At 69.7% G+C, this 20,879-nt stretch carries 20 protein-coding genes; 11 read left to right on the top strand and 9 right to left on the bottom strand.

The genetic code is table 11. The annotated features are described in order from the left end of the window. Nucleotides 1-2 precede the first annotated feature (2 nt). The 4 genes from ABZ818_RS11675 to ABZ818_RS11660 are packed head-to-tail and all read right to left on the bottom strand — an operon-like array spanning nucleotide 3 to nucleotide 3,826. Complete coding sequence (locus tag ABZ818_RS11675; protein ID WP_361413018.1) at nucleotides 3-995, bottom strand: ABC transporter substrate-binding protein; 993 nt, start codon at nucleotides 993-995, stop codon at nucleotides 3-5. 11 nt (nucleotides 996-1,006) lie between these two features. Continuing rightward, complete coding sequence (locus tag ABZ818_RS11670; protein WP_361413017.1) at nucleotides 1,007-2,029, bottom strand: amidohydrolase family protein; 1,023 nt, start codon at nucleotides 2,027-2,029, stop codon at nucleotides 1,007-1,009. Then, nucleotides 2,019-2,714, bottom strand: coding sequence for a 4-carboxy-4-hydroxy-2-oxoadipate aldolase/oxaloacetate decarboxylase (locus ABZ818_RS11665; RefSeq protein ID WP_361413016.1), 696 nt, complete (start codon nucleotides 2,712-2,714; stop codon nucleotides 2,019-2,021). Before ABZ818_RS11665 ends, ABZ818_RS11670 begins: the two co-directional genes overlap by 11 nt. Beyond that, entirely contained in the window at nucleotides 2,711-3,826 is a 1,116-nt protein-coding gene (locus tag ABZ818_RS11660; RefSeq protein WP_361413015.1) for a zinc-binding dehydrogenase, read from the bottom strand. Before ABZ818_RS11660 ends, ABZ818_RS11665 begins: the two co-directional genes overlap by 4 nt. 84 nt (nucleotides 3,827-3,910) lie before the next feature. On the opposite strand from ABZ818_RS11660, the gene ABZ818_RS11655 reads away from it, so the two are divergent. Both ABZ818_RS11655 and ABZ818_RS11650 read left to right on the top strand, forming a co-directional pair. Continuing rightward, nucleotides 3,911-4,858 carry an ABC transporter substrate-binding protein gene (locus ABZ818_RS11655; protein ID WP_361413014.1) on the top strand — a complete coding sequence of 316 codons (948 nt, stop codon included), beginning with the start codon at nucleotides 3,911-3,913 and terminating at the stop codon, nucleotides 4,856-4,858. A gap of 30 nt (nucleotides 4,859-4,888) precedes the next feature. After that, a complete protein-coding gene (locus ABZ818_RS11650; RefSeq protein ID WP_361413013.1) occupies nucleotides 4,889-5,341 on the top strand; it encodes an RpiB/LacA/LacB family sugar-phosphate isomerase in 453 nt (150 codons plus the stop codon). A 45-nt stretch (nucleotides 5,342-5,386) separates the two neighbouring features. On the opposite strand, the gene ABZ818_RS11645 is transcribed toward ABZ818_RS11650, so the two are convergent. The 5 genes from ABZ818_RS11645 to ABZ818_RS11625 form a co-directional block, all read right to left on the bottom strand. Beyond that, a complete protein-coding gene (locus tag ABZ818_RS11645; RefSeq protein ID WP_361413012.1) occupies nucleotides 5,387-6,247 on the bottom strand; it encodes an alpha/beta hydrolase in 861 nt (286 codons plus the stop codon). 36 nt (nucleotides 6,248-6,283) lie between these two features. Further along, entirely contained in the window at nucleotides 6,284-7,117 is an 834-nt protein-coding gene (locus ABZ818_RS11640) for a 3-methyl-2-oxobutanoate hydroxymethyltransferase (protein WP_361413011.1), read from the bottom strand. A gap of 16 nt (nucleotides 7,118-7,133) precedes the next feature. After that, nucleotides 7,134-7,625 carry a 3-methyl-2-oxobutanoate hydroxymethyltransferase gene (locus ABZ818_RS11635; protein WP_361413010.1) on the bottom strand — a complete coding sequence of 164 codons (492 nt, stop codon included), beginning with the start codon at nucleotides 7,623-7,625 and terminating at the stop codon, nucleotides 7,134-7,136. Nucleotide 7,626: 1 nt separating this feature from the next. Continuing rightward, on the bottom strand, nucleotides 7,627-8,919 hold the full coding sequence (locus tag ABZ818_RS11630) for a Rieske 2Fe-2S domain-containing protein (protein ID WP_361413009.1): 1,293 nt from the start codon (nucleotides 8,917-8,919) through the stop codon (nucleotides 7,627-7,629). An 83-nt stretch (nucleotides 8,920-9,002) separates the two neighbouring features. Beyond that, complete coding sequence (locus tag ABZ818_RS11625) at nucleotides 9,003-9,326, bottom strand: 2Fe-2S iron-sulfur cluster-binding protein (RefSeq protein ID WP_361413008.1); 324 nt, start codon at nucleotides 9,324-9,326, stop codon at nucleotides 9,003-9,005. A gap of 143 nt (nucleotides 9,327-9,469) precedes the next feature. Here ABZ818_RS11625 and ABZ818_RS11620 point away from each other — a divergent pair, with 143 nt between their 5' ends. The 9 genes from ABZ818_RS11620 to ABZ818_RS11580 all read left to right on the top strand — a co-directional run bounded on the left by ABZ818_RS11620 (nucleotide 9,470) and on the right by ABZ818_RS11580 (nucleotide 20,864). Beyond that, nucleotides 9,470-10,234: a 2,3-bisphosphoglycerate-dependent phosphoglycerate mutase gene (locus tag ABZ818_RS11620; RefSeq protein WP_361413007.1), complete on the top strand. Its 765-nt coding sequence runs from the start codon at nucleotides 9,470-9,472 to the stop codon at nucleotides 10,232-10,234. 97 nt (nucleotides 10,235-10,331) lie between these two features. Then, nucleotides 10,332-11,465 carry an ethanolamine ammonia lyase-activating protein gene (locus ABZ818_RS11615; protein WP_361413006.1) on the top strand — a complete coding sequence of 378 codons (1,134 nt, stop codon included), beginning with the start codon at nucleotides 10,332-10,334 and terminating at the stop codon, nucleotides 11,463-11,465. Nucleotides 11,466-11,500: 35 nt separating this feature from the next. After that, nucleotides 11,501-13,093, top strand: a complete 1,593-nt coding sequence (locus ABZ818_RS11610; protein ID WP_361413005.1) for an ethanolamine ammonia-lyase reactivating factor EutA — start codon at nucleotides 11,501-11,503, stop codon at nucleotides 13,091-13,093. A gap of 210 nt (nucleotides 13,094-13,303) precedes the next feature. Next, nucleotides 13,304-14,407: an extracellular solute-binding protein gene (locus ABZ818_RS11605; RefSeq protein WP_361413004.1), complete on the top strand. Its 1,104-nt coding sequence runs from the start codon at nucleotides 13,304-13,306 to the stop codon at nucleotides 14,405-14,407. 37 nt (nucleotides 14,408-14,444) lie between these two features. Further along, complete coding sequence (locus ABZ818_RS11600) at nucleotides 14,445-15,554, top strand: extracellular solute-binding protein (RefSeq protein WP_361413003.1); 1,110 nt, start codon at nucleotides 14,445-14,447, stop codon at nucleotides 15,552-15,554. Between the two features lie 6 nt (nucleotides 15,555-15,560). Continuing rightward, nucleotides 15,561-17,366 carry an iron ABC transporter permease gene (locus tag ABZ818_RS11595; protein WP_361413002.1) on the top strand — a complete coding sequence of 602 codons (1,806 nt, stop codon included), beginning with the start codon at nucleotides 15,561-15,563 and terminating at the stop codon, nucleotides 17,364-17,366. Between the two features lie 18 nt (nucleotides 17,367-17,384). Next, nucleotides 17,385-18,521, top strand: a complete 1,137-nt coding sequence (locus tag ABZ818_RS11590) for an ABC transporter ATP-binding protein (protein ID WP_361413001.1) — start codon at nucleotides 17,385-17,387, stop codon at nucleotides 18,519-18,521. 3 nt (nucleotides 18,522-18,524) lie between these two features. After that, nucleotides 18,525-19,754 (top strand): MFS transporter, encoded by a 1,230-nt coding sequence (locus tag ABZ818_RS11585; RefSeq protein ID WP_361413000.1) that lies wholly within the window; start codon nucleotides 18,525-18,527, stop codon nucleotides 19,752-19,754. 42 nt (nucleotides 19,755-19,796) lie between these two features. Further along, nucleotides 19,797-20,864: a cupin domain-containing protein gene (locus ABZ818_RS11580; RefSeq protein ID WP_361412999.1), complete on the top strand. Its 1,068-nt coding sequence runs from the start codon at nucleotides 19,797-19,799 to the stop codon at nucleotides 20,862-20,864. Nucleotides 20,865-20,879 lie beyond the last annotated feature (15 nt).

Raw genomic sequence — 20,879 nt, 5'->3', positions numbered from 1 at the left:
CGTCAGATCACCGCGGATTCGAGCGACTCGGGGGCGAACAGCTCCTCGGGGCGCCACAACCGCTCGGACAGGCCCTGCTCATGGTGGTAGCGCAGGAACGTCTCCAGCGCCGCGCGATTGCTCTCGAGGCCGTAGGACCAGTAGTCCTTGCCCAACCACGCGCATGCCTCCTCCAGTTGGGGAGTGAGCCAGGGCAGCATGAAGCGGAGGGCCGAGGTGTCGTACAGGTTCCGGTACGCCGCCTCCTTCGCCTCCAGTAGGGCCTTGTAGAGCGACTGCGCCACCCAGGGGTGACGGTCGTAGACATCCCGCCGGATCACCACCACATGCATGACCGGAAAGATGCCGGTGTCCGCGTAGTAGTCCTTCTCGGCGGCGACGACGTCCGGGAACACCCGGCGTACGCGGGGGTCCCCGGCGGCGAACGGGCTCGGCACCCGCGGCGTGCACAGCGCGTCGATCTCACCCTCGGCGAGCATCTCGGCGAGTGTCCTGTCCTCGGGGATGGGACTGATGCGCAGCGGGTCCGGCAGTTCCACCCCCGCCTTCTCGATGCGGCCGGGAGTCTCCTGGCCGCCGGTGAAGTAGCTCACCGAGTCGAAGGGCACCCCGTGCCGGTCGGCCAGGATCCCCCGCATCCACACACAGGCGGTCAGCTGGTACTCCGGGGTGCCGATGCGCTTGCCCCGCAGATCCTCGGGAGAGGAGATACCCGCGTCGGCGTGGCAGTAGAGCGCGCCGTGCCGGAACATGCGCGAGGTGTACACCGGCAGCGCCACGAAGGGTGCCGGCTCGGCGCGCAGCGACAGGACATAGGAGGACAGCGACAGCTCCGCCACCTCGAACTCCTGGTGCCGCATCATCCGGAAGAAGGTCTCCTCGACGGGCAGCCGCAGGTAGGTCAGGTCGATGCCGTCGGGACGGACGGTACCCTCCTCGACGGCGCGCGTACGGTCGTAGTCGCCGCAGGCGAAGGTGAGGTGCAGTCGGGACATGAGGGGTGTGGTCACCTGCCTTCCGCGGTCAGGCGTGCGTCCAGGCGCGGGTAGACGCGCCGGGCATTGGCTTCGTAGACCTTGTGCCGTTGCTCGTCGGTGAGCCCCGCCCGGTCGACATAGCTCTTGGTGTCGTCCCAGGCGATGCCGGTCTGCGGGTCCGTGCCGCGCACGGCGCCCAGCATCTCCGAGGCGAACAGGATGTTGTCCGCGCCGATCACCTGGTGCAGCAGGTCGATGCCCGGCTGGTGGTAGACGGAGGTGTCGAAGAAGACGTTGTCCAGCAGGGCGTCGGCGGGGTCCGGCCGGCCCAGCCGTACCGCCAGTCCGCGATAGCGCCCCCAGTGGTACGGCACGGCCCCGCCGCCGTGCGGGACGACGAACCGCAGCGTGGGGAAGCGGGAGAACAGGTCACCCTCGACGAACTGCATGAACGCCGAGGTGTCGGCGTTGAGGTAATGGGCGCCCAGGGTGTGGAAGTTGGGGTTGCAGGACGCCGAGACGTGGATCATCGCGGGGACGTCCAGCTCGACCATCGCCTCGTACAGGGGGAACCAGTACGCGTCGGTGAGCGGCGGTGAGGTCCAGTGGCCGCCGGACGGGTCGGGGTTGAGGTTGCAGCCGACGAAGCCCAGGTCGTCCACGCAGCGGCGCAGTTCGGCGACGGCGTCGTCGAGCGCGCCGCCCGGCGTCTGCGGCAGCTGGCACACGGCGGCGAAGTTCCGCGGGAACAGCCCGACGGCCCGGTGCACAAGATCGTTGCCGGCCTGCGCCCAGACGTGCGCGGTGGGCGCGTCCGGGACGTGGTGTTCCATCCCGGACGCCTTGGGAGAGAAGAGCATCAGGTCCCCGCCGCGTTCCCGCAACAGCTTGAGCTGGTTGTTCTCCACGCTCTCGCGGATGGCGTCGTCGCTGATCGCGGCGAGCGCCGGGGGAGGCAGCGACGGGTCGGCCAGACGGGCCAACTGTGCGTCTCGGAAGGCCTGGTGAGGCCGGGGTGCCGTGGTGTAGTGGCCGTGCACATCAATGATCATCCGTGGGCTCCCGGTCGACATAGGTCAGGCCCTTGTGCGCGAGGCGCTCGCGCATCGCGTTGACGTCGAGGCCCAGCTCGCCGTTCGCATAGCGCTTGCGGCTGGCGGCCTCCTTCTCCTCCCGCGCCCGGCACCTGTCGAGCAGGGCCGGCGCGGCACGCCGCGGCACGACCACCACCCCGTCGTCGTCGGCGACGACGACATCGCCCGGCTCGATGCGCTGCCCGGCGCAGACGATCGGGGTGTTGACGTCGCCGAGGGTCTCCTTGACCGTGCCGAACGCGCTGATGTGCCGCGCCCAGACGGGGAATCCCATCCGTTGCAGGTCGGCCACGTCGCGGCAGCCCGCGTCGATGACCAGTCCACGTACGCCCCGCGCGGCCACCGCGGTGGCGAGCAGGTCGCCGAAGTAGCCGGCCTGGGAGGGCGAGGTGGGGGCTATCACGAGGATGTCGCCGTCCCGGCACTGTTCCACGGCGACATGGATCATCCAGTTGTCACCGGGCGGCACGCTGACGGTCACGGCGGTGCCCGCGACGTGCGCTCCCGGCCAGACGGGGCGCAGGGCGGGGTCGAGGAGTCCGGTGCGGTGCTGGGCCTCGTGGACGGTGGCCACGCCGAATGCGGCGAAGGCGTCGGCGGTGGCGCGGTCGGCGCGGTGGGGGTTGCGGACGACGATGCTCATGCCGCCGCCCAGGGCAGGAGGGAGACGTGTACGGCGTCCTCGCCACTCTCGCCGCCGACGGTGCGGATGGCGCGGTCGACCTCGGTGAGGGGAAAGCTGTGGGTGGTCAGTTTCTCCAGCGGGAAGCGGCCCGATGCGAGCTGTTCCAGGGCGAGTTCGCAGGAGCGGTAGCTGTGGCCGCGTGCGCTCTTGAGGGCGATCGACTTCTCCGTCAGCTTCTTCATGGGGAAGTCGGGGAACGCGGCCAGTTCGCCCTGGACCACCATGGTGCCCTCGCGTCGCTTGAGGGCGTCGATGCCGAGCAGCACGGGTGCGGTGCCGGCACCGGCGGTGCAGTCCAGGACGACGTCGACCCCACGGCCCGCGGTGATGTCCAGGACACGGGAGAGGGCGTCCTCCTGAGTCACGTCGATGACGTGGTCGGCGCCCAGCTCCCGCGCGAGGGACAGGCGCGCCGCGTCCCGCGTGGTGCCGGTGACGATGATGAGGGAGGCGCCGGCCTGCTTGCAGGCGACGACCTGGGACAGGCCCTGCTGTCCGGGGCCCTGGATGAGCACGGTGGAGGCGTAGCCGACGCCCGCGGTGACCAGCGCCCATTCGATGCCGTTCGACAACGGCGTGACCAGGCCGGCGAGTTCGGCCGACACCCCGTCGGGCACGCGGTGGGTGACCGAGTTCCACGGAAGGTAGAGGTACTGGGCGAAGCCGCCCCACAGGTGGTGGGGGTGGTTCGCCGATGTGTAGCCGTAGCGGCGGGCGTCGGGGTTGGTGCGCCAGTCGGTGGCCTCGCAGTGGCGGTACTCGCCCCGGTGACACCACTCGCAGCGGTAGCAGCCGACGTAGTGCTCGACGAACACCCGGTCGCCCTCGGCAAGGCCCTTGCGCTCGGTGAAGGTGCGGCCGGCCTTCGCGATGACGCCGACGTTCTCATGGCCCATGATCACGGGATCGGTGAACGGCGGCTTTCCGTACATCTTCACGTCGGTGCCGCAGATGCCGGCCACCTCTACCTTCAGCAGGGCTCCGTCGTCGGTTATGTCCGGCATCGGGAACTCCCGTAGTTCGGTTCGGCCGGGCGCCGTTCGCACCGCTGCCAGCACCTGCTCCGCCATGACGTCGTCTCCTCACGTTCGGGGATGTCCCGCCGGGGCGACAGTCTATGGACTTATGGACTAACCATGCTACCTTTTCGCACCATGGTCGTACCTCAGCTCAGGACAGTGACCCGCACACAGGGCAACAACGAGGCACTCAAGACGGGGGCGATCACGCCCCGCGGCTTCCGCTTCGAGTTCGAGGAAGTCCCCGTCCTCGTCCATGCGTTCCGACGCATGGTGCGCGGGCTGGAGTTCGACGTCAGCGAGATGGCGCTGACCACCTATCTGGTGGCCAAGGCGCACGGGGCACGGTTCACCGCCGTGCCCGTCTTCCTGGTGCGCGGCTTCCACCACGGCGCGATCTTCCACGACCCGGCGTCGGACGTGCGCGGCCCCAAGGACCTGGAGGGCCGCAGGGTCGGTGTCAGCCGGGGTTACACGGTGACCACCGGGGTCTGGGCGCGGGCCGTCCTCCAGGAGGAGTACGGCGTCGACCTCGACAAGGTCACCTGGGTGCTGTCGGGCGACGAGCACGTGGCGGCGTACCGGCCACCGGCCAACGTCGTCCCCATGGACCCCGGTGATTCCCTGGAGGACATGGTGCTCGGCGGTGACCTGGCCGCGGTGATCGGGCCCAGGCCGGCGTCCCCGGCCCTGGCTCCGCTGATCCCGGATCCCGAGGAGGCGGGCTTCACCGCCCTGCGCGAGCGCGCGCTGTACCCGATCAACCACCTGATCGTCATCCGCGACGAACTGCTGGAGGAACAGCCCGAGTTGGCGGCGCTCGTCTTCGATGCCTTCGCCCGGGCCAAGCAGCTGTACGTGGACCGGCTGCGCGGCGGGGGCATCGGCTCCCCCACCGCCACGGACCTCATGTACCGGCGGGTCCTGGAGGTGACCGGCGCGGATCCGCTGCCGTACGGCATGGAGCCGAACCGGGCCGTGCTGGAGAAGCTCATGCGGCACGCCGTGGACCAGCGGATCCTCGAACGGCCGCTGCCACTGGAGGAGTTGTTCGCCGAGAGTACGCGCACGATGATCGCCTGACCGCCCTCACCGTCCGCCGAAGGGACCCGTATGCGCATCGCCATCGCCGCCGACCACAACGGACATGCCCTCAAGGCCCGGCTCACCGCCTGGCTGACGGCGCACGGGCACACCGTCGACGACCGCGGCAGCCACACCGAGGAGACGGTCGACTACCCGCCACTGTGCGCGGACGTGTGCCGGCAGGTGACCGAGGAACGAGCCGACCGCGGGATCGTCCTCGGCGGAAGCGGGCTCGGGGAGACCGTCGCCTGCAACAAGGTCCGCGGGATACGGGCGGGGCTGTGCCACGACCTGTGGAGCACCCGCATCTCCCGAGGCAACAACGACTCCAACGTTCTCGTCCTCGCCGCGAAGATCCTGCCGCCCCAGGAGGCGGAGGAGATCGTCGGGACCTGGCTGACGACCCCCTTCAGGGGCGGTGTGCACGCCCGGCGGCTCGAGCAGATCGCCGCGCTGGAACGGGAATCGGCGCAGGCCTGAGCCAGGGGACCGGCCGCTCCTCTCCTCATGGCCGAGCCCCTTTCCTCACTCCCGCTTCCCCGCTCCGGCCAGGAATTCCAGTATCCGCGCCGGCGCCGTCTCCTGCGTCTGCTCAACGACAGGTACGTCCCAGTACTCGGTGTCGGGCAGGCACTCCTGCAGGTACCGGGCGGCCGACGGCGCATGCGAGGTGTCCTGCCCGGGGACGATCAGCGCCGGTACGTCCAGTCGCAGCAGGTCCTCCGGCTCGGGGCCCGGCACCGTGTCCCGGTCGAACAGCAGCCTCGCCATGCCGGTCACCGTCACCCGGTAGCGGCCGGGGTCGGTCCGTGCGTAGGCGTCGGCGAACCCGGCGTCGCCACGGATCACCTGAGCCCAGGGTCCGACCCGGGGATCCTTGGTGAAGCCCGCGTCCGAGTCACGTGCCAGGGACACCACCTGCTCCAGTCCGTGCTCCTCGGCGTACACCACATGGCGCCGGAAGCGGTCGTACTGCTTCATCCGGTACTTCACCCCGCCCGCCGGCGAGTACAGCACCATGCTCAGCACGCGCTCCGGCCGGGCGACCGCGAGCGCCGCGACCGTGGAGCAGCCGACGCAGCCTCCCATCAGATGCGCCCGCTCGATCCCGAGGTGGTCGAGGAGGCCCGCCCCCTGGCGCACGTAGTCGGCCCAGGAGATCCGCTCCAGCCGTCCCCCCGACCGGCCGGACTCGCGCCGGTCGAAGGTCACGCAGGTGTACTCCCGGCTGAGGTGGTCGAGCAGGCGCAGGCGCTGGTAGACGCCCACCGTCCGCCAACTCTCCAGACTGGAGTCGAAGCCTCCGGGAGAGAACATCAGCAGGGGCGGTCCCGAGCCGGTGACCTCGTAGTGTGTCGTGATTCCGTCGATATCGGCGGTGGGCACGGTCGTTCGCTCCTTTCGCGTCAGGTCGGCCGGATGTCAGGCCGTCGGCGGGACGGGCACACCGCCGGCGACCTGGCGTGCCGCTCGTACATCCGCGGCGTAGGCCGTGATCGCGTCGAGTGTGATCCGGGCGACGTTGGCATAGGTGTCCGGCGGGTCGTCGAGGGACGCGGCGGCGTAGCCGATGGCCGCGTGGGCCATGCGCATCCGCCCGTCGAGCCAGGGGCCGCCGCCGAATCCGCCGAGCACCGGGATGGAGACGGCCTCGGCCACGGCCGCCCCCACCACAGGTCCGGAGTTGGTGAAGTTCAGCAGGGCGGCCCCCGCCTCCTCCAGCCGTCTGGCCTCGGCGACCAGGGCGTCCTTCATCTCCACCGGCACCTGGTCGGCGCTCGAGGGGATCGCGCTGTACTCGACGCCGTAGCGCAGCGCGGTCTGCGGGGTGATGCCGAACTGGGCGAACACCGGGATGCCCGCGCGGGTGATCGCGGCGACGGCGTCGGGGAACTCGGAGGCCGCGTCCAGCTTGACCATGTCGACCCCGGCCTCCTTGACGAACCGGATGGCCGCCCTGACCGCGCTGTCCGTGCCCTCCTGCAACGGGCCGAAGGGGAAGTCGGCGCTCACCAGGGCCCGCCGCACGCCCCGCCGTACCGCCTGGGTGACAGTGATCATCTGGTCCATCGTCACCTCGAAGGGGTTGGTCTGCCCCCACAGGTTCACGCCGACGGTGTCTCCGACGGAGACCAGTTCGACGCCGGCTCGGTCGACGATGCGCGCGATCTGGTAGTCCCAGGCCACGACACCGACGATCTTGCGCCCCTCGTCCTTCATGCGCTGCAATCCGCGCAAAGTGACCTTCTCGGGCATGACGGTCAGACACCCCCTAGACCCTGAGGGCCGTGAGCAGTTCGAAGGCGTCGCCCTCGTCGGCGGAGAGCAGCAGCACGCGGGCGTAGGGCCGCAGGGCGGCGACAGCGTCGTCGGCCTCGAAGCCGTCGCCCAGGATCACGCCCGCCGTGGTGATACCGCGCCGGCGGCAGTGCCGGCCGATCGCGGCCGCGGCGGCCCGGCCGCCGTCCTCCGTGGCGAGGACGACGACCACATCGCTGCCGGCGAGGACCTCGTCGAGCGGGACGGCCGCACCGTCCAGCTCGTGCAGCAGGCCCTCGCCCTCCCGGAGCTCGCCGGTGGTGTAGAAGCGGGCGTGGGCCCAGGACCGCTCGGCGAGGCGGCGAGCCACCGACGCCGCCCGCTCGTCCAGCGCGACGACCCGGGCGGACCGGGCCGGGGCGATGGGGACGTCGATCCGGAACCGGGACTCGCTCGCCGAGGCCGCACGGGTACTCTCGCTCTGGTACATCGGCGCCGTCGTCATGTCACACCGAGGTCTGTGCGACGCCGGGGTTCACCTTCACCGCGTCGCGGCAGGAGTCCAGGAAGGACTCGGCCTGCGGCAGCACCACCGCCGCCGACCGCACCTTGTGGTGCGCCGGGTCCACACCGGGCGGTGTGACCCCCTCGTCCCGCAGTGCGATGGCGGCCTTGCGCAGCTTCTGACGGGCCTTGATGATCCCGCTGTCGGCGGGGACCAGCCGCTCCTTGGAGCGGTCGACGATGGGGCCCATGCTCTCCTGGAGGGAGGCGTCCTGCATGGCGATGCCCGCCACACCGGAATAGGTCTCGCCGCGCTTCTGCGCCTCGCGGTCGATCAGGTAGTCGTTGTCCATGTTGGCCATGGGCCGGTAGGTGCCGGGGATGTTCTTGCTGTGGACGCCATGGCCGTCGATCATGGCCTGCCGCTCGGTCTCGGTGAGGGCGCGCACGGGGTGGTAGTCGAAGGAGTAGGTCCAGCAGTTCTCGTCGTCGATCGGCACCCAGAAGTGCCCGTGCACCGGGTGGTCGCCGCGCGGCGGGACCATCGTGAAGGCGGGCATGACCCAGGGTGTGATCCGCCAGTAGTACTGCCCCTCTTCGGCGTTGCGCCGGGCGCCGACGAACAGTCCGCCCTCGCTGTCGGCGACCTCGAAGAACGGCTTGGTGTCGTTCAGGTTGTACTCGTTGCCCTTGGCCCCCTTGAACAGGGGGTCGGTCTTCAGGCCCCCGGAGTGCAGGAAGGTGACGTGGCTGGAGTCGATGCCGCCCTCGAAGGCCTGCAGCCAGTTGCACTGCTGCCAGCGCTTGGAGGTGTAGGTCCGCTCGGCCGGGACGTGGACCCACTCGAACTCAGGAAGCGGGGGCCGGGTGGCTGCGTCTCCCATATACGTCCACAGCACGTCCCCTATCTTCACCAGGGGGTACGACGTGAGCTGGACGTTCTGGCAGAAGCTGCTGTTGTCGGCCTCGGAGGGGACCTCGACGCACTGGCCGGTCACGTCGTACTTCCATCCGTGGTACGGGCAGCGCAGGCCGGATCCCTCGTTGCGGCCGAACCACAGGGAGGCGCCGCGGTGGGCGCAGAACTCGTCGATGAGGCCGTAGCGCCCCTCGCTGTCGCGGAAGGCGACCATGCGCTCGGACAGGAGCTTGACGCGTACCGGCGGGCAGTCGTTCTCCGGGAGTTCCTCCGCGAGCAGCGCTGGGATCCAGTACTGGCGGAACAGTTCGCCCATGGGCGTCCCCGCTCCGGTCTGGGTGAGCAGCTCGTTGATGTCTTTTCTGAGCACGGCCATATCCCTTTCAGGTACTGACCCGCCGGCGGGTCGTGGACATCGGTGCTGAGCTCGGTGCTGGGCGGCGTGTCGGGTGCCCGGCGTCAGGGCTGGTCCGGCGGGATGTCGACGGTGAGCCCGTCGAGTTCGCGGGTGAGGCGGATCTGGCACGACAGGCGGCTGGTGTCCCGGCGTTCGGCCACGGCCAGGTCGAGCAGATCGTCCTCCATGTCGCCGGGCGGTCCGGCCAGCGACGCGAACTCCTGACGCACCCAGACGTGACAGGTGGCGCAGGACTGATTGCCGCCGCATTCGGCGACGATCCCGGGAACGCCGTTCTTCACCGCGGCCGCCATGACCGAGTCCCCGACCGTCGCATCGACGGTGTACTCGGGACCGTCACTGCCGACGAAGATCACCTTGGGCAAGGTCCCTGTTTCCTCTCGCGATCGGCGGAATCCACTGCGAGCGGGCATGCCACGGGGTCCGCACTCCGCTCGGTGGTCTGTCCATTAGACCAGAATGGTGAAAGGCGGAACAAGGGACGGGACGCGGGATCACAATCGGCGGCATGCGGACACTGATCCTGCTTCGCCACGGCGAGAGCACATGGAACGCGAGGAATCTGTTCACCGGCTGGACCGACGTCGGCCTGTCACCGCGCGGCGCACAACAGGCCGGAGCGTGCGGCGCGTTGCTGCGCGCCGCACACCTGGCGCCTGAGGCGGTGCACAGTTCGGCCCTGACCCGGGCGCTCGACACCGCCACGCTGGTCACCCGGAGCGCCGGCTGCCATCGAGTTCCGGTCCACGCGCACTGGCGGCTCAACGAACGCCATTACGGGGCCCTGCAGGGCCGGGAGAAGAGCGAGGTCCTCAGGGAGTTCGGCGAGGAGCGCTTCCGGCTCTGGCGCCGTTCCTACGACGCCGCCCCGCCGCCCGTCGCCGAGGGCACCGCGGGGGACGTGTCGGACGACCCGCGGTACGCGCAGGTGCCCCGCAGCCTTCTGCCGCGCACCGAGTCGCTCGCCGACGTCACCGCCCGGCTGCTGCCGTACTGGCACGAAGCCGTGGTGCCGGATCTGCGCGCGGGCCGCACCACGCTGGTCGTCGCGCACAGCAATTCGCTGCGCGCCCTCGTCGCCCACCTGGACCGGCTGAGCCGTAAGGAGGTGCCGGCGCTGAACATTCCCACGGCCATGCCCCTGCGGTACGACCTCGGCGAGGACCTGGTGCCGCTCGTGCGGGGCGGCCGCTATCTGGACCCGCCGGCCGCCGCGGCGGCGGCCGCGGACGTGGCCGCGGAGGGATTCCGATCATCACGCACGAGTCGTTGACGCCCTTCAGCAGTGGACTTATGGTTCTACCAATCCACGCTCCCATGCCCTGTCAGTGCACGTCACGTCGCAAGAGCCGACCAGGAAGGGCCGCCATATGGCCAAGGATGCGCTTGTCAACGACTCCCTGGCGGCGAAGTTCGCCACGGAGAAGGACTCCCCCTACACTCGCTGGGTCGCCGCCGAAGGACTGGACATCATCGCGGCCCACTACATTCCCGACCTGCGCACCGTCGAGCTGAAGCCGTGGGAGCGGCGCGGCGGCCGGGGCGTCTTCATCAACCACGAGGCCACCCGTACCTCCAACGACTGCTACGTCTGCGAGATACCGGCGGGCGGTGTACTCGCCCCGCAGCGCCAGCTGTTCGAGGAGATGATCCTGATCCTCGAAGGCCAGGGGTCGACGAAGGTCTGGAACGACTCGGGTGCCGAGGTGACGTTCGAGTGGCAGACCGGCTCGATGTTCGCCATTCCGCTCAACGCCCGTCACCAGCACTTCAACGGCTCCGGCCGCAGGGCGGCGCGCTTCGTCTCCTCGACGAACATGCCTCCCGTCATCAACCTCTACGACGACCCGGACTTCGTCTTCAACACCCCGAGGGACTTCCCGGACCGCTTCAACGGTGAGCCCGACTACTTCTCCCCCAGAGGCGAACAGAAGGGCCTGCTCCTCGACACCAACTTCGTCGCGGATGCGGTCAACCTTCCGCTGATCGAGGCGAAGGAGCGGGGCGCGGGCGGCGGACACATCCGCTTCGCGATGGCCAAGGGGTCGATGAACAGCCATATCTCCCAATTCCCCACCGCGACCTACAAGAAGGGGCACCGGCACGGACCCGGCGCCCATGTCATCATCCTCTCCGGTGAGGGCTACAGCCTGATGTGGCCGGAGGGCGAGGAGCCCCGCCGCTACGAGTGGGGGCCCGGCACGCTGATCGTCCCGCCGAACATGTGGTTCCACCAGCACTTCAACACCGGCACCGAACCCGGTCGCTATCTCGCCTTCAAGCACGAGGTCGTCTCCGTGCGCAACGCGCAGGGCGTGCCCAAGGCCTGGATCAGCCGGCGCATCGGCGGCGACCAGATCGACTACGCCGACGAGTCCGCCTATGTGCGCGAGACGTTCCGCGAGGCCCTGGCCAAGCACGGGATGGAGCCCGAGATGGACGCCGTCTACGAGGCGGAGCTCGCCACCCTCCCGCCGAAGCCGGAGCAGTCAGCCACCGTCTGACACTCGACATCCACGTCCGTCAAGGAGCGGGAACCGTGCGGCACGCCGAAGAACACGACCATGACGACGGAGTGCGCACGGTTCATTCGGCGTACCTCCCCGACCACGACCATGACCACGACGACGACCTGCCGGGGGCGCTCGAGGACAACCCGATCTGGCAGCAGGACAACGTCACCCTGCACAGCGTCGGCATCGACATCGGCTCCTCCGGCACCCAGGTCGTCTTCTCCCGTCTGCACCTGCGGCGCATCGGCGAGGACCTGACGAGCCGGTACCTCGTGGTGCGGCGGGAGACCCTCCACCGCTCCCCCGTGGAACTCACGCCCTACGCGAGCGACGCGCACATCGACGCGGAGGCCCTCGGCTCGATCATCGACGCGGCGTACAAGGAGGCGGACGCCGACCCGGCCACCGTGGACACCGGCGTCGTGATCCTCACCGGCGAGGCGCTGCGCCGCCGCAACGCGGAGGCCATTGCCGGCATCCTCGCCGAGCGCGGGGGCGAGCTGGTCAACGCGAGCGCCGGCCACCACATGGAGGCCATGCTGGCCGCGTACGGATCGGGCGCGGCGAAGGCGTCGTACGACACCGGGCGGCGCATCCTCAATATCGACATCGGCGGCGGGACCACCAAGCTCGCCGTGCTGGAGGGGGGCCGGGTCGTGGCCACCGCAGCCGTACACATCGGCGGCAGGCTCCAGGTGGTCGACGCCGAGGGACGTATCGTACGGCTCGATCCGGCAGGCCGCCTGCACGCCGCGCGCGCCGGACACCCGGGACGGAAGCCCGGCGACACCGTCCCGGACGACGAACTGGACCGGGTGGCGGAGGCGATGGCCGACGCGCTGGTCCAAGCAGTCACCGCCGACGTGCTCCCCGATGACGTCCGGGCGCTCTTCCTCACCGAGCCGCTGCCCGAACTCGCCCCGGTCGACGGGGTGATGTTCTCGGGCGGGGTCGCGGAGTACGTCTACGGCCGGGAACACACGGACTTCGGCGACCTCGGCCGCCGGCTGGGCCGGGCGCTGCGGCAGCGGGTGGACGACGGCGCGCTGCCGTATCCCCTGCTGCCGCCGGGCGAGTGCATCCGCGCCACGGCGCTGGGCGCATCGGAGTACAGCGTCCAGCTCAGTGGCAACACGGGGTTCGTCTCCGATCCCGACGCGCTGCTGCCGCGCCGCAACCTGCAGATCCTCAGGCCGGCGTACGAGCTCGGGGAGACGGTCGACGCCGCGACGGTAGAAGCCGCGATCCGGCAGCATCTCGTCGCCCTCGACGTCGCGCAGACGGGCGCGGACATCGCCCTGGCCCTGACCTGGAGCGGGCCGCCGAGCCACGCCAGGCTGCTGCCCTTCGCCCGCGCCGTCCGGGACGCGCTCGCCGAACGGTTCGCCCGGGGACGGCCGTTGTACGTGGTGCTCGACGGGGATGTGGCCCTCACACTCGGCCGGCTGCTGCGCGAGGAGTTGGACGTCACCGCGGATCTGCTCGTCATCGACGGGCTGAGCCTGCGGGACTTCGACTACGTCGACATCGGGCGGGTCCGCTTCCCGTCCAACACGGTGCCGGTCACGATCAAGTCCCTTGTCTTCGGGACGGATCCCGGCCGGCATCCCGCGTCGTAACAATAAAGTAAAGCTCCTGTCCGATGGTTAGACCATAATACCTAACTCCTGTTTCATGCAGGGACCCGGCACACGGACGGACGTGAACCTCAGCCGCTCGCCGCCACGCCGACGACTCGTCACCTCACCGTCGGCGTGACCGCACCCTCCCCCACCGTCTGCGCCCTTCAGTCCGCCCACGAGCCATCCGCCTCGTCCAAGGAGTGTGCGATGCGTCAAGGTGCTCTCTCCGCCGGCCTGCTGGCCGGCCTCCTCCTGCTCAGCGGCTGCGGCACCTCGCCGACGACGAACACCACGGGCTCAGCGCCCGACAAGAACCCCTACGCCGCGTACGAGTCCCTCACCGGAAAGGAACGCACGGACAAACTGCTCGCCGACGCCAAGAGCGAGGGCGGCGTGGTGGACCTCTACACCTCCAACACCGACATCCAGGACCTCGTCGACGGGTTCCGGAAGGCCTACCCGGGCCTCAAGGTCAATGCCTTCCGGGCCAACTCAGAAACGGTTCTGCAGCGGGCGCTGCAGGAGAACCAGGCGAACAAGCCGCAGAACGACGTCATGGACACCAATGACATCGAACTGCGGGCCCTGGACGCCCAGCACCTGCTCCACCCCTACCAGGGACCCGCGGAAGCCGGTCTCAAGGACGCCGCGAAGAACCTCGGCGGCTGGACGGCCGAGCGGTTCAACGCCTTCGTCGTGGGCTGGAACACCGACAAGGTCAAGAAGGGTGAGGAACCCCAGGACATCGCCGACTTCGCCGACCCGAAGTGGAAGGGCAAGCTCTCCGTCGAGGTCGGTGACTGGGACTGGTACGCGTCGATCCACACCTACCTGACCGAGGAGAAGGGCATGAGCCCCTCCGCCGTGGACGACCTGTTCAAGAAGATCATCGCCAATGCCAAAGTGGTCAAGGGCCACACGGTCCAGGGCGAACTGCTCAGCGCCGGCCAGTTCGCCGTGGCCCTCTCCGTCTACAGCCACACCGTCGACAAGGCGGCCAGGAAGGGCGCGCCCGTGGCATGGCGGCCCGCCGTCGAGCCGGTGATCCTCCGCCCCAACGGCGTCGCACTGATGGCCCACCCCCGTCATCCGGCCGCGGCCCTGCTGTGGACCGACTGGGTGCTCACAGAGGGCCAGGAGATCATCGCCCAGTCGCTGCGGATCCCGGCGGCCAAGAGCGTGCCCGGCTACAAGGAGCCGATCCCGGCCGGCACCACCACCTACAGCCTGTCGAAGACCGCCGAGACCGACACCGAGAAATGGAACACCGCCTACGACGCGCTTCTGCGCGGCGTGCCCACGGCGGGCTGACCGCACTCCCCTTCCCGCCCCTCTCCAGGAGCACCGCATGAGGACCCGTAGCACCACCCTCGCCCTGGCCGGCCTGCTGGTCGCGGCCGTCACCACCGGGTGCGGCGGCGCCGTCACCACCGCGTCCAACGCCAAGGCCGACGGCACCTACGCGCAGATCGCCGGCCTCCCCAAGGACCAGCAGGTCGTCAAGGCCAAGGAACTCGCCCAAAAGGAGGGCAGAACCCTCTCGCTGTACACCTCGATGACCGCGGACATCGCTACTCCGATCGCGCAGGCCTTCGAGAAGCAGTACGGCATCCGCGTCAGCGTCTTCCGCGGCAACTCCGAGACCGTCCTGCAGCGGGCCCTGCAGGAGTCGCAGGCCGGCAAGGCCGGCGCCGACACGGTGGAGACCAACTTCGCCGAGATGGCCGCCCTGTCCGACAACGACCTCCTCGCGGACTTCAACGGCTCGGCAGTGGACAAGGTGCAGTCCACCGCCAGGTTCCCGCACTGGACGGCAAGCCGGCTCAACGTCTTCCAGCCCGCGTGGAACACCGATCTGATCAAGCCCGCCGACGAGCCGCACAGCTGGGAGGACCTCGCCCTGCCCAAGTACAAGGGCAAGATCACCCTCGAGGTCAGCGACAGCGACTGGTTCGAGAACGTCACCAAGTACTGGCTGGACCACGGCAAGTCGCAGGACCAGGTGGACGCGCTGTGGAAAGGCATTGTCGCCAACTCCAAGGTGGCCAAGGGCCACACGACGATGATGCAGTTCCTCTCCGCCGGCCAGTCGCCGATGGAGGCGATGAACTACACCTACATCACGACCCGCGCCGCCCAGAAGGGCGCCCCCGTCACCCACCTGCCCGAGAGCGGGGTGTCGAAGATACCCGCCTTCGCCCGGCCCAACGGCGTCGGCATGATCAAGAACGCACAGCACCCGGCCTCCGCCTGGCTCTTCTACCACTGGCTGCTCACCGACGGCCAGAGGGAGCTCGTCAATCTCGGACTCACCCCGTCGACGGAGGTGCCCGGGGACAAGAGCCTCAAGGGCCTCACCCTCGTCCCCTTCGACGTCGAGGGTCTCAGCAAGGACGCCGGCGCCTGGGACAAGAAGTACGACGCGCTGCTGCGCGGCGCTGCCACGACGGGGATGTGACCGCCGATGACCCTCGCATCCACGTCCACGACCGCGCGGGACGACGGCCCCGAAGCCCGGCCGGGACCCGCACCGCAACCCGGGAAGAACAAACCGGCCCACCGGCTGCTACGGCTGCTACGGCGCCCGCTGTCTCTGCAGGGCCTGCTGGTCGGCGTCGCGGTCGTCGTGGTCGGCTACCTGGCGATCGTCCCGCTCGGCTACCTGATCCACGACACCTTCCTCAGCGCCGACGGAAGCGGCGTCTCCTTCGACGCCTTCGCACGGGCCTACGGCGGCAACTCCCAGTCCGGCCAGATGATGCTCAACTCGCTCTGGTTCGCCCTCGGCTCGGCGGCCCTGGCGCTCACCCTCGGCACAGCCCTGGCGTATGTGCAGGTGCGGACGGACACCCCCTTCAAGGGACTGTTCTTCGCGGCGTCGCTCGTGCCGCTCATCGTGCCCGGCATCCTCTACTCGACGTCGTGGATCTTCCTCGGTGACCCGTCGACCGGACTGCTCAACTCCCTCGTATTCAAGCCGCTGTTCGGCTCCGCCCCCATCAACATCTACAGCGTCTGGGGCATGATCTGGGTGCAGGGGCTGCACCTCGCCCCGGTGACGTTCCTGCTGATGGTGGCCGCCTTCCGGGCGATGGACCCCTCGCTGGAGGAGTCCGCCGCCATGTCGGGGGCGAACAGGCTCACGGTCCTGCGAAGGGTCACGGTGCCCCTGCTGCGGCCGGCGATGATCTCCGCGGCACTGCTGATGTTCGTGCAGTCCCTGGAGAGCTTCGAGGTGCCGGGACTGCTCGGACTGCAGAACGGCATCTACGTCTTCACCAGCCGTATCTACTTCGTCCTGCGGGCCTACCCCATCGACTACGGAGCCGCCGGCGCCTACGCCATCGGCCTGCTGGTCATCGCTGCGGTCGGGGTGCTGCTCTCCAGCTGGCTCCAGCGCTCCTCACGCAACTTCCAGACGGTCAGCGGCAAGGCGTTCCGGCCCCGTCCGGTCGAGCTGGGCCGGGCGCGGCCGTACGTCGGCGCAGGGGTGGTCCTCTACTTCCTGGTCACGGTGGTCCTGCCGGTCGCCGTCCTCGTCTACGCCTCGCTGCTGAAGTACTACACCGCACCGACACGCAAGACCCTCGGCCAGATGACGCTGGACAACTACCGTGCCGTCTTCGAGATGCCGCTGGCGTTCACCGCGCTGAAGAACTCGCTCATCGTAGGGGTGGGAGCGGCGACGACCGTGATGATCCTCACCGCGATCGTCGCCTGGGTCGTGCTGCGCACCAAGGCCCCGGGGCGACGGGTGCTCGACCTGCTCGCCTTCACCCCCATCGTGATCCCCGGCCTCGTCCTCGGTCTCGCGCTGTCGTTCGTCTACCTGAGGATGCCGCTGCCGGTCTACGGCACGCTGCTGATCCTGCTGGTGTCCTACTGCACGCGTTACCTGCCGTACGGCATGCGCTACGCCTCGTCCGCGATGGCGCAGATGTCTCCGGAGCTGGAGGAGTCGGCCGCGGTGTCCGGCGCCTCGTGGTTCCAGACCTTCCGCCGTGTGCTGCTGCCGCTGATGAGCGGCGGCATCCTGGCCGGCTGGGTCTACATCCTGGTCGTGTCCTTCCGCGAACTGTCCAGCACGATCCTTCTGTACAGCCCCGGCAAGGAGGTGCTGTCGGTGCTGATCTGGGAGCAGTTCGAGAACGGCCAGTTCACCACCCTGGCCGCCCTGGGCGTCTGCATGGTCGCCCTGCTCGTCGTCCTCGTCTCCATTGCCTACCGCCTGGGTGCCCGCTTCGGGCTGCAGAGCGACTCCGCGAACTGATCGAAGGGACCTTCAGCGATGTTGACGGTCGAATCCCTCAAGAAGAGCTACGACGACACGGCCGGACGTGCCTCCAGGCGCCGGTCCGGCGAGGGCACGCGCGTGTACGCCGTCGGCGGGGTCGACTTCGAGGTGCACGACGGCGAGCTGTTCACGCTGCTCGGCCCCTCCGGCTGCGGAAAGACGACCACCCTGCGCTCCGTGGCGGGCCTGGAGCGCCCGACGGAGGGCCGGGTGACACTCGGCGGACGCGTGCTGTTCGACTCCGGGCACGGCGTCAACATGCGCGCCAACCAGCGCGGGCTCGGCATGGTCTTCCAGTCGTACGCCATCTGGCCACACCTGTCGGTCTTCAAGAACGTGTCGTTCCCGCTGGAGGTGATGCCCCGCGCCAAGCGCCCCGGCCGCAAGGAGATCGAGGACCGGGTCGAGCAGGTCCTGGAGGTCACCGAGCTCGGCGCCTACTCCTCCAGGGCCGCCACCAAGCTCTCCGGCGGCCAGCAGCAGCGCCTGGCCCTGGCCCGTGCCCTGGTGACCCGGCCCGAGCTGATGCTGCTGGACGAACCGCTGTCCAATCTGGACGCGAAGCTGCGCGAGACGATGCGTTTCGAACTCAAGCGGCTGCAGCGGGAGCTGAACCTCACCGCGATCTATGTGACGCACGACCAGTCCGAGGCCCTGGTGATGTCGAACCGTATCGCCGTGATGAACCAGGGCCGTATCGAGCAGATCGGCAAGCCCCGCGAGATCTACACCAGGCCGGCGACGCGTTTCGTCGCCGAGTTCATCGGCACCTCCAACTTCATGGAGGCCGAGGTCGTCTCGGTCGCGGGCGGTGAGGTGCAGGTCGACGCGGCACAGGGCCGCCTCGTCGCCCACGGTGTGGAGGCGCCGCCCTCGGTCGGCGACACGGTGCTCATCTCCATCCGCCCCGAGTGCGTCGACCTGTCCCGCGAGCGGCGGGGCGACGTGCCCAACGAGTGGTCGGGCACGGTCCTCACCCGGGCCTTCATGGGAGACGTCGTCGACCACATCGTGGGCGTCGGCGACCTGGAGATCCGCAACCGCTCCAATCCCAACCTGTCGATCCGGCCGGGTACCGAGGTGCATTTCTCGGTCGCTCCGGACAAGGTGACCCTCGTCCCGGTCGACTGACCGATGGCGATACCCGAGGTACTGCGCAACCGGGACTTCAACCTCTACTGGGGCGGTGTCGTCTTCTCCCAGATCGGGACCCGGGGCGCCGTCGCCGCCAACCTCTACCAGGTCTACCAACTCACCGGCTCCACCGCGCAGGTGGGGCTCGTGGGCCTCGCCCAGGCGGTGGCGCTGCTGGTGCTGTCACCGGTCGGCGGGATCTACGCCGACCGGCTGGACCGGCGCCGCCTGCTGCAGGCCACGCAGGGGGTCGCGCTGCTGGTGTCGGCGGGACTGGCCGCGATCACCCTGGCGGGCGCCGCCACGGTGTGGTCGGTCGTGGTCACGTCGCTGCTGGCGACGGCGGCCGCGACGTTCGACCAGCCCGCCCGGCAGGCGCTGATCCCCGCGATGGTGCCGCGCGAACGGCTCGTCGAGGCGTTCGCGCTGCTCAACCCCTCACGCGAGCTGGCGGTCCTGGTGGGACCCGCCTTCGCGGGCGTGCTGATCGCCGTCGGCGGGCCGGGGGCGGTGTACGTCTTCGACGCCGTCACCTACGCCGTGCTCATCGTCGCCCTCGCGCTGCTGCGGGTGCCGCCGCTGGCCGGCGGGGGCGAGCGGGGGTCGCTGCTGGGAAGCCTGCGCCAGGGTGTGCGGTACGTCGCGGAACGGCCCGTCGTGTGGCAGTTGATGGGCCTGGACATGACCGCCACGGTGTTCGGCGCCTACCGGGTGCTGCTGCCCGCCTTCGCCGACGACGTCCTGCACGTGGGCGCCACCGGCTACGGGCTGCTGTCCGCGGCACCCTCGGCCGGCGCGCTGATCGGCTCGGTCTGGGTGTTCCGGCTGGTGCGCACGGCACGCGCCGGACGGATCGTGCTGTGGGGCACGGCCGCGTACGGTCTGGCGGTGCTGGGCCTGGCCCAGTCGCGCGCCTTCCCCATGGCGATCGTCATGGCCCTCGCCCTGGGGGCCGCGGACGCGGTCGCGACCACCGTCCGCCATGCCGCGGTCCAGGTCGAGACGCCGGACGAGTTGCGCGGCCGTGTCTCGGCCATCTACCAGGTGTGTTCGCGCGGCGGCCCGGCGATCGGCGACTCACTGATGGGACTGGTCGCCGGCGCGCTCGGCCCGGTCCTGGCACTGACCCTCGGCGGGCTGGTACCGGCGGCTGTGTCGGGCGCGAGCGCGGCCCGCAGCCGCACGGTGCGCGAATACAAGGTGCCGACGGCCCAGAACGCCACCCCCTGAACCTCCGACTCCCCGTGAATTTCGACCCGTTGGGAGACACGCTTGAGTACGCACACCACGACCGAGGTCACTCACTACCACGTCCAGAAGCGCCGACGAGCCGCCTTCATCGAGGACTGGCGGAAGAACCATCGCACCCTCGTCGCCCACGACGACGTCGTGATGCACCCCACCGAGCGGGGCAGCCGCGTGGGCGTCCATGTCGGCGCCGACGGTGACCGGCCGACCCGCACGATGGACGCCCTGGCGCATGAGATGGACCCGGGCACCGTCACCACGCTGCACCGGCACTCGTGGGACGCCATGGTGTTCGTGGTGGCCGGCTGGGGCTGGACCGAGATCGACGGCCGGCGCGTCGACTGGGGGCCGGGCGACTCGTTGCACCTGCCGGCCTGGTCCTGGCACCGCAGCGGCAACGACGGCGACACCACGACGCGCTACCTCACCTTCTCCAGCGCGCCGCTGCTGGAGACGATGGGCATGGCGGTCCTCGAGGACGCGGGCCACACACCCGTGTCCGAGCTGCCGCCGCGTCCGCCGTTCTCGCCGGGCCGTGACGGCGCCGATCCGTACGCGACGCGGCTGCGGCGGCTGGCCCGCGACCAGGAGGCGCGCCGCTCGGGCCGGCTGCACACCAGCTGGGACGAGCTGGAGCTGCGCAACACCCCGCGCGGCACCCGGACCACGTTCCTGCTGGACCGCGCCATCGGCTACCAGACGTCCGGCATCACCATGGCGATGTTCGAGATCGGTCCGGGCCGGGCCCAGTCGATGCACCGGCATCCGGGCGAGGCATGGCTGTATGTCGTCGAGGGCTCGGGCGAGAGCTATCTGGGCACCGAGCCCGAAGGCGGCGAGCGGCATCCTTGGAAGAAGGGCGACATCATCGTCGTCGACCACTTCCTCTGGCACCAGCACATCAACACCGCGCCGGACGCCACGGCCAAGGTGGTGCGCATCCACATGTTCGACAGTCTGCTGGAGACGATGCGCGCCCTGTGCGATCCGCTGGTGCTGTTCGAGGAGCCGCCGGACCACATCCGCGACGCGCAGGCCGGTGACCCGTCGACCATCCAGTGGCCGGCGCTCACCCGCCCCACGTGGCCGTGAACGGGGGCGACAGGC

It is taken from the genome of Streptomyces sp. NPDC047453 (assembly GCF_040643155.1).
GTDB lineage: Bacteria > Actinomycetota > Actinomycetes > Streptomycetales > Streptomycetaceae > Streptomyces.
This window is presented reverse-complemented; position numbering and strand designations above follow the sequence as displayed.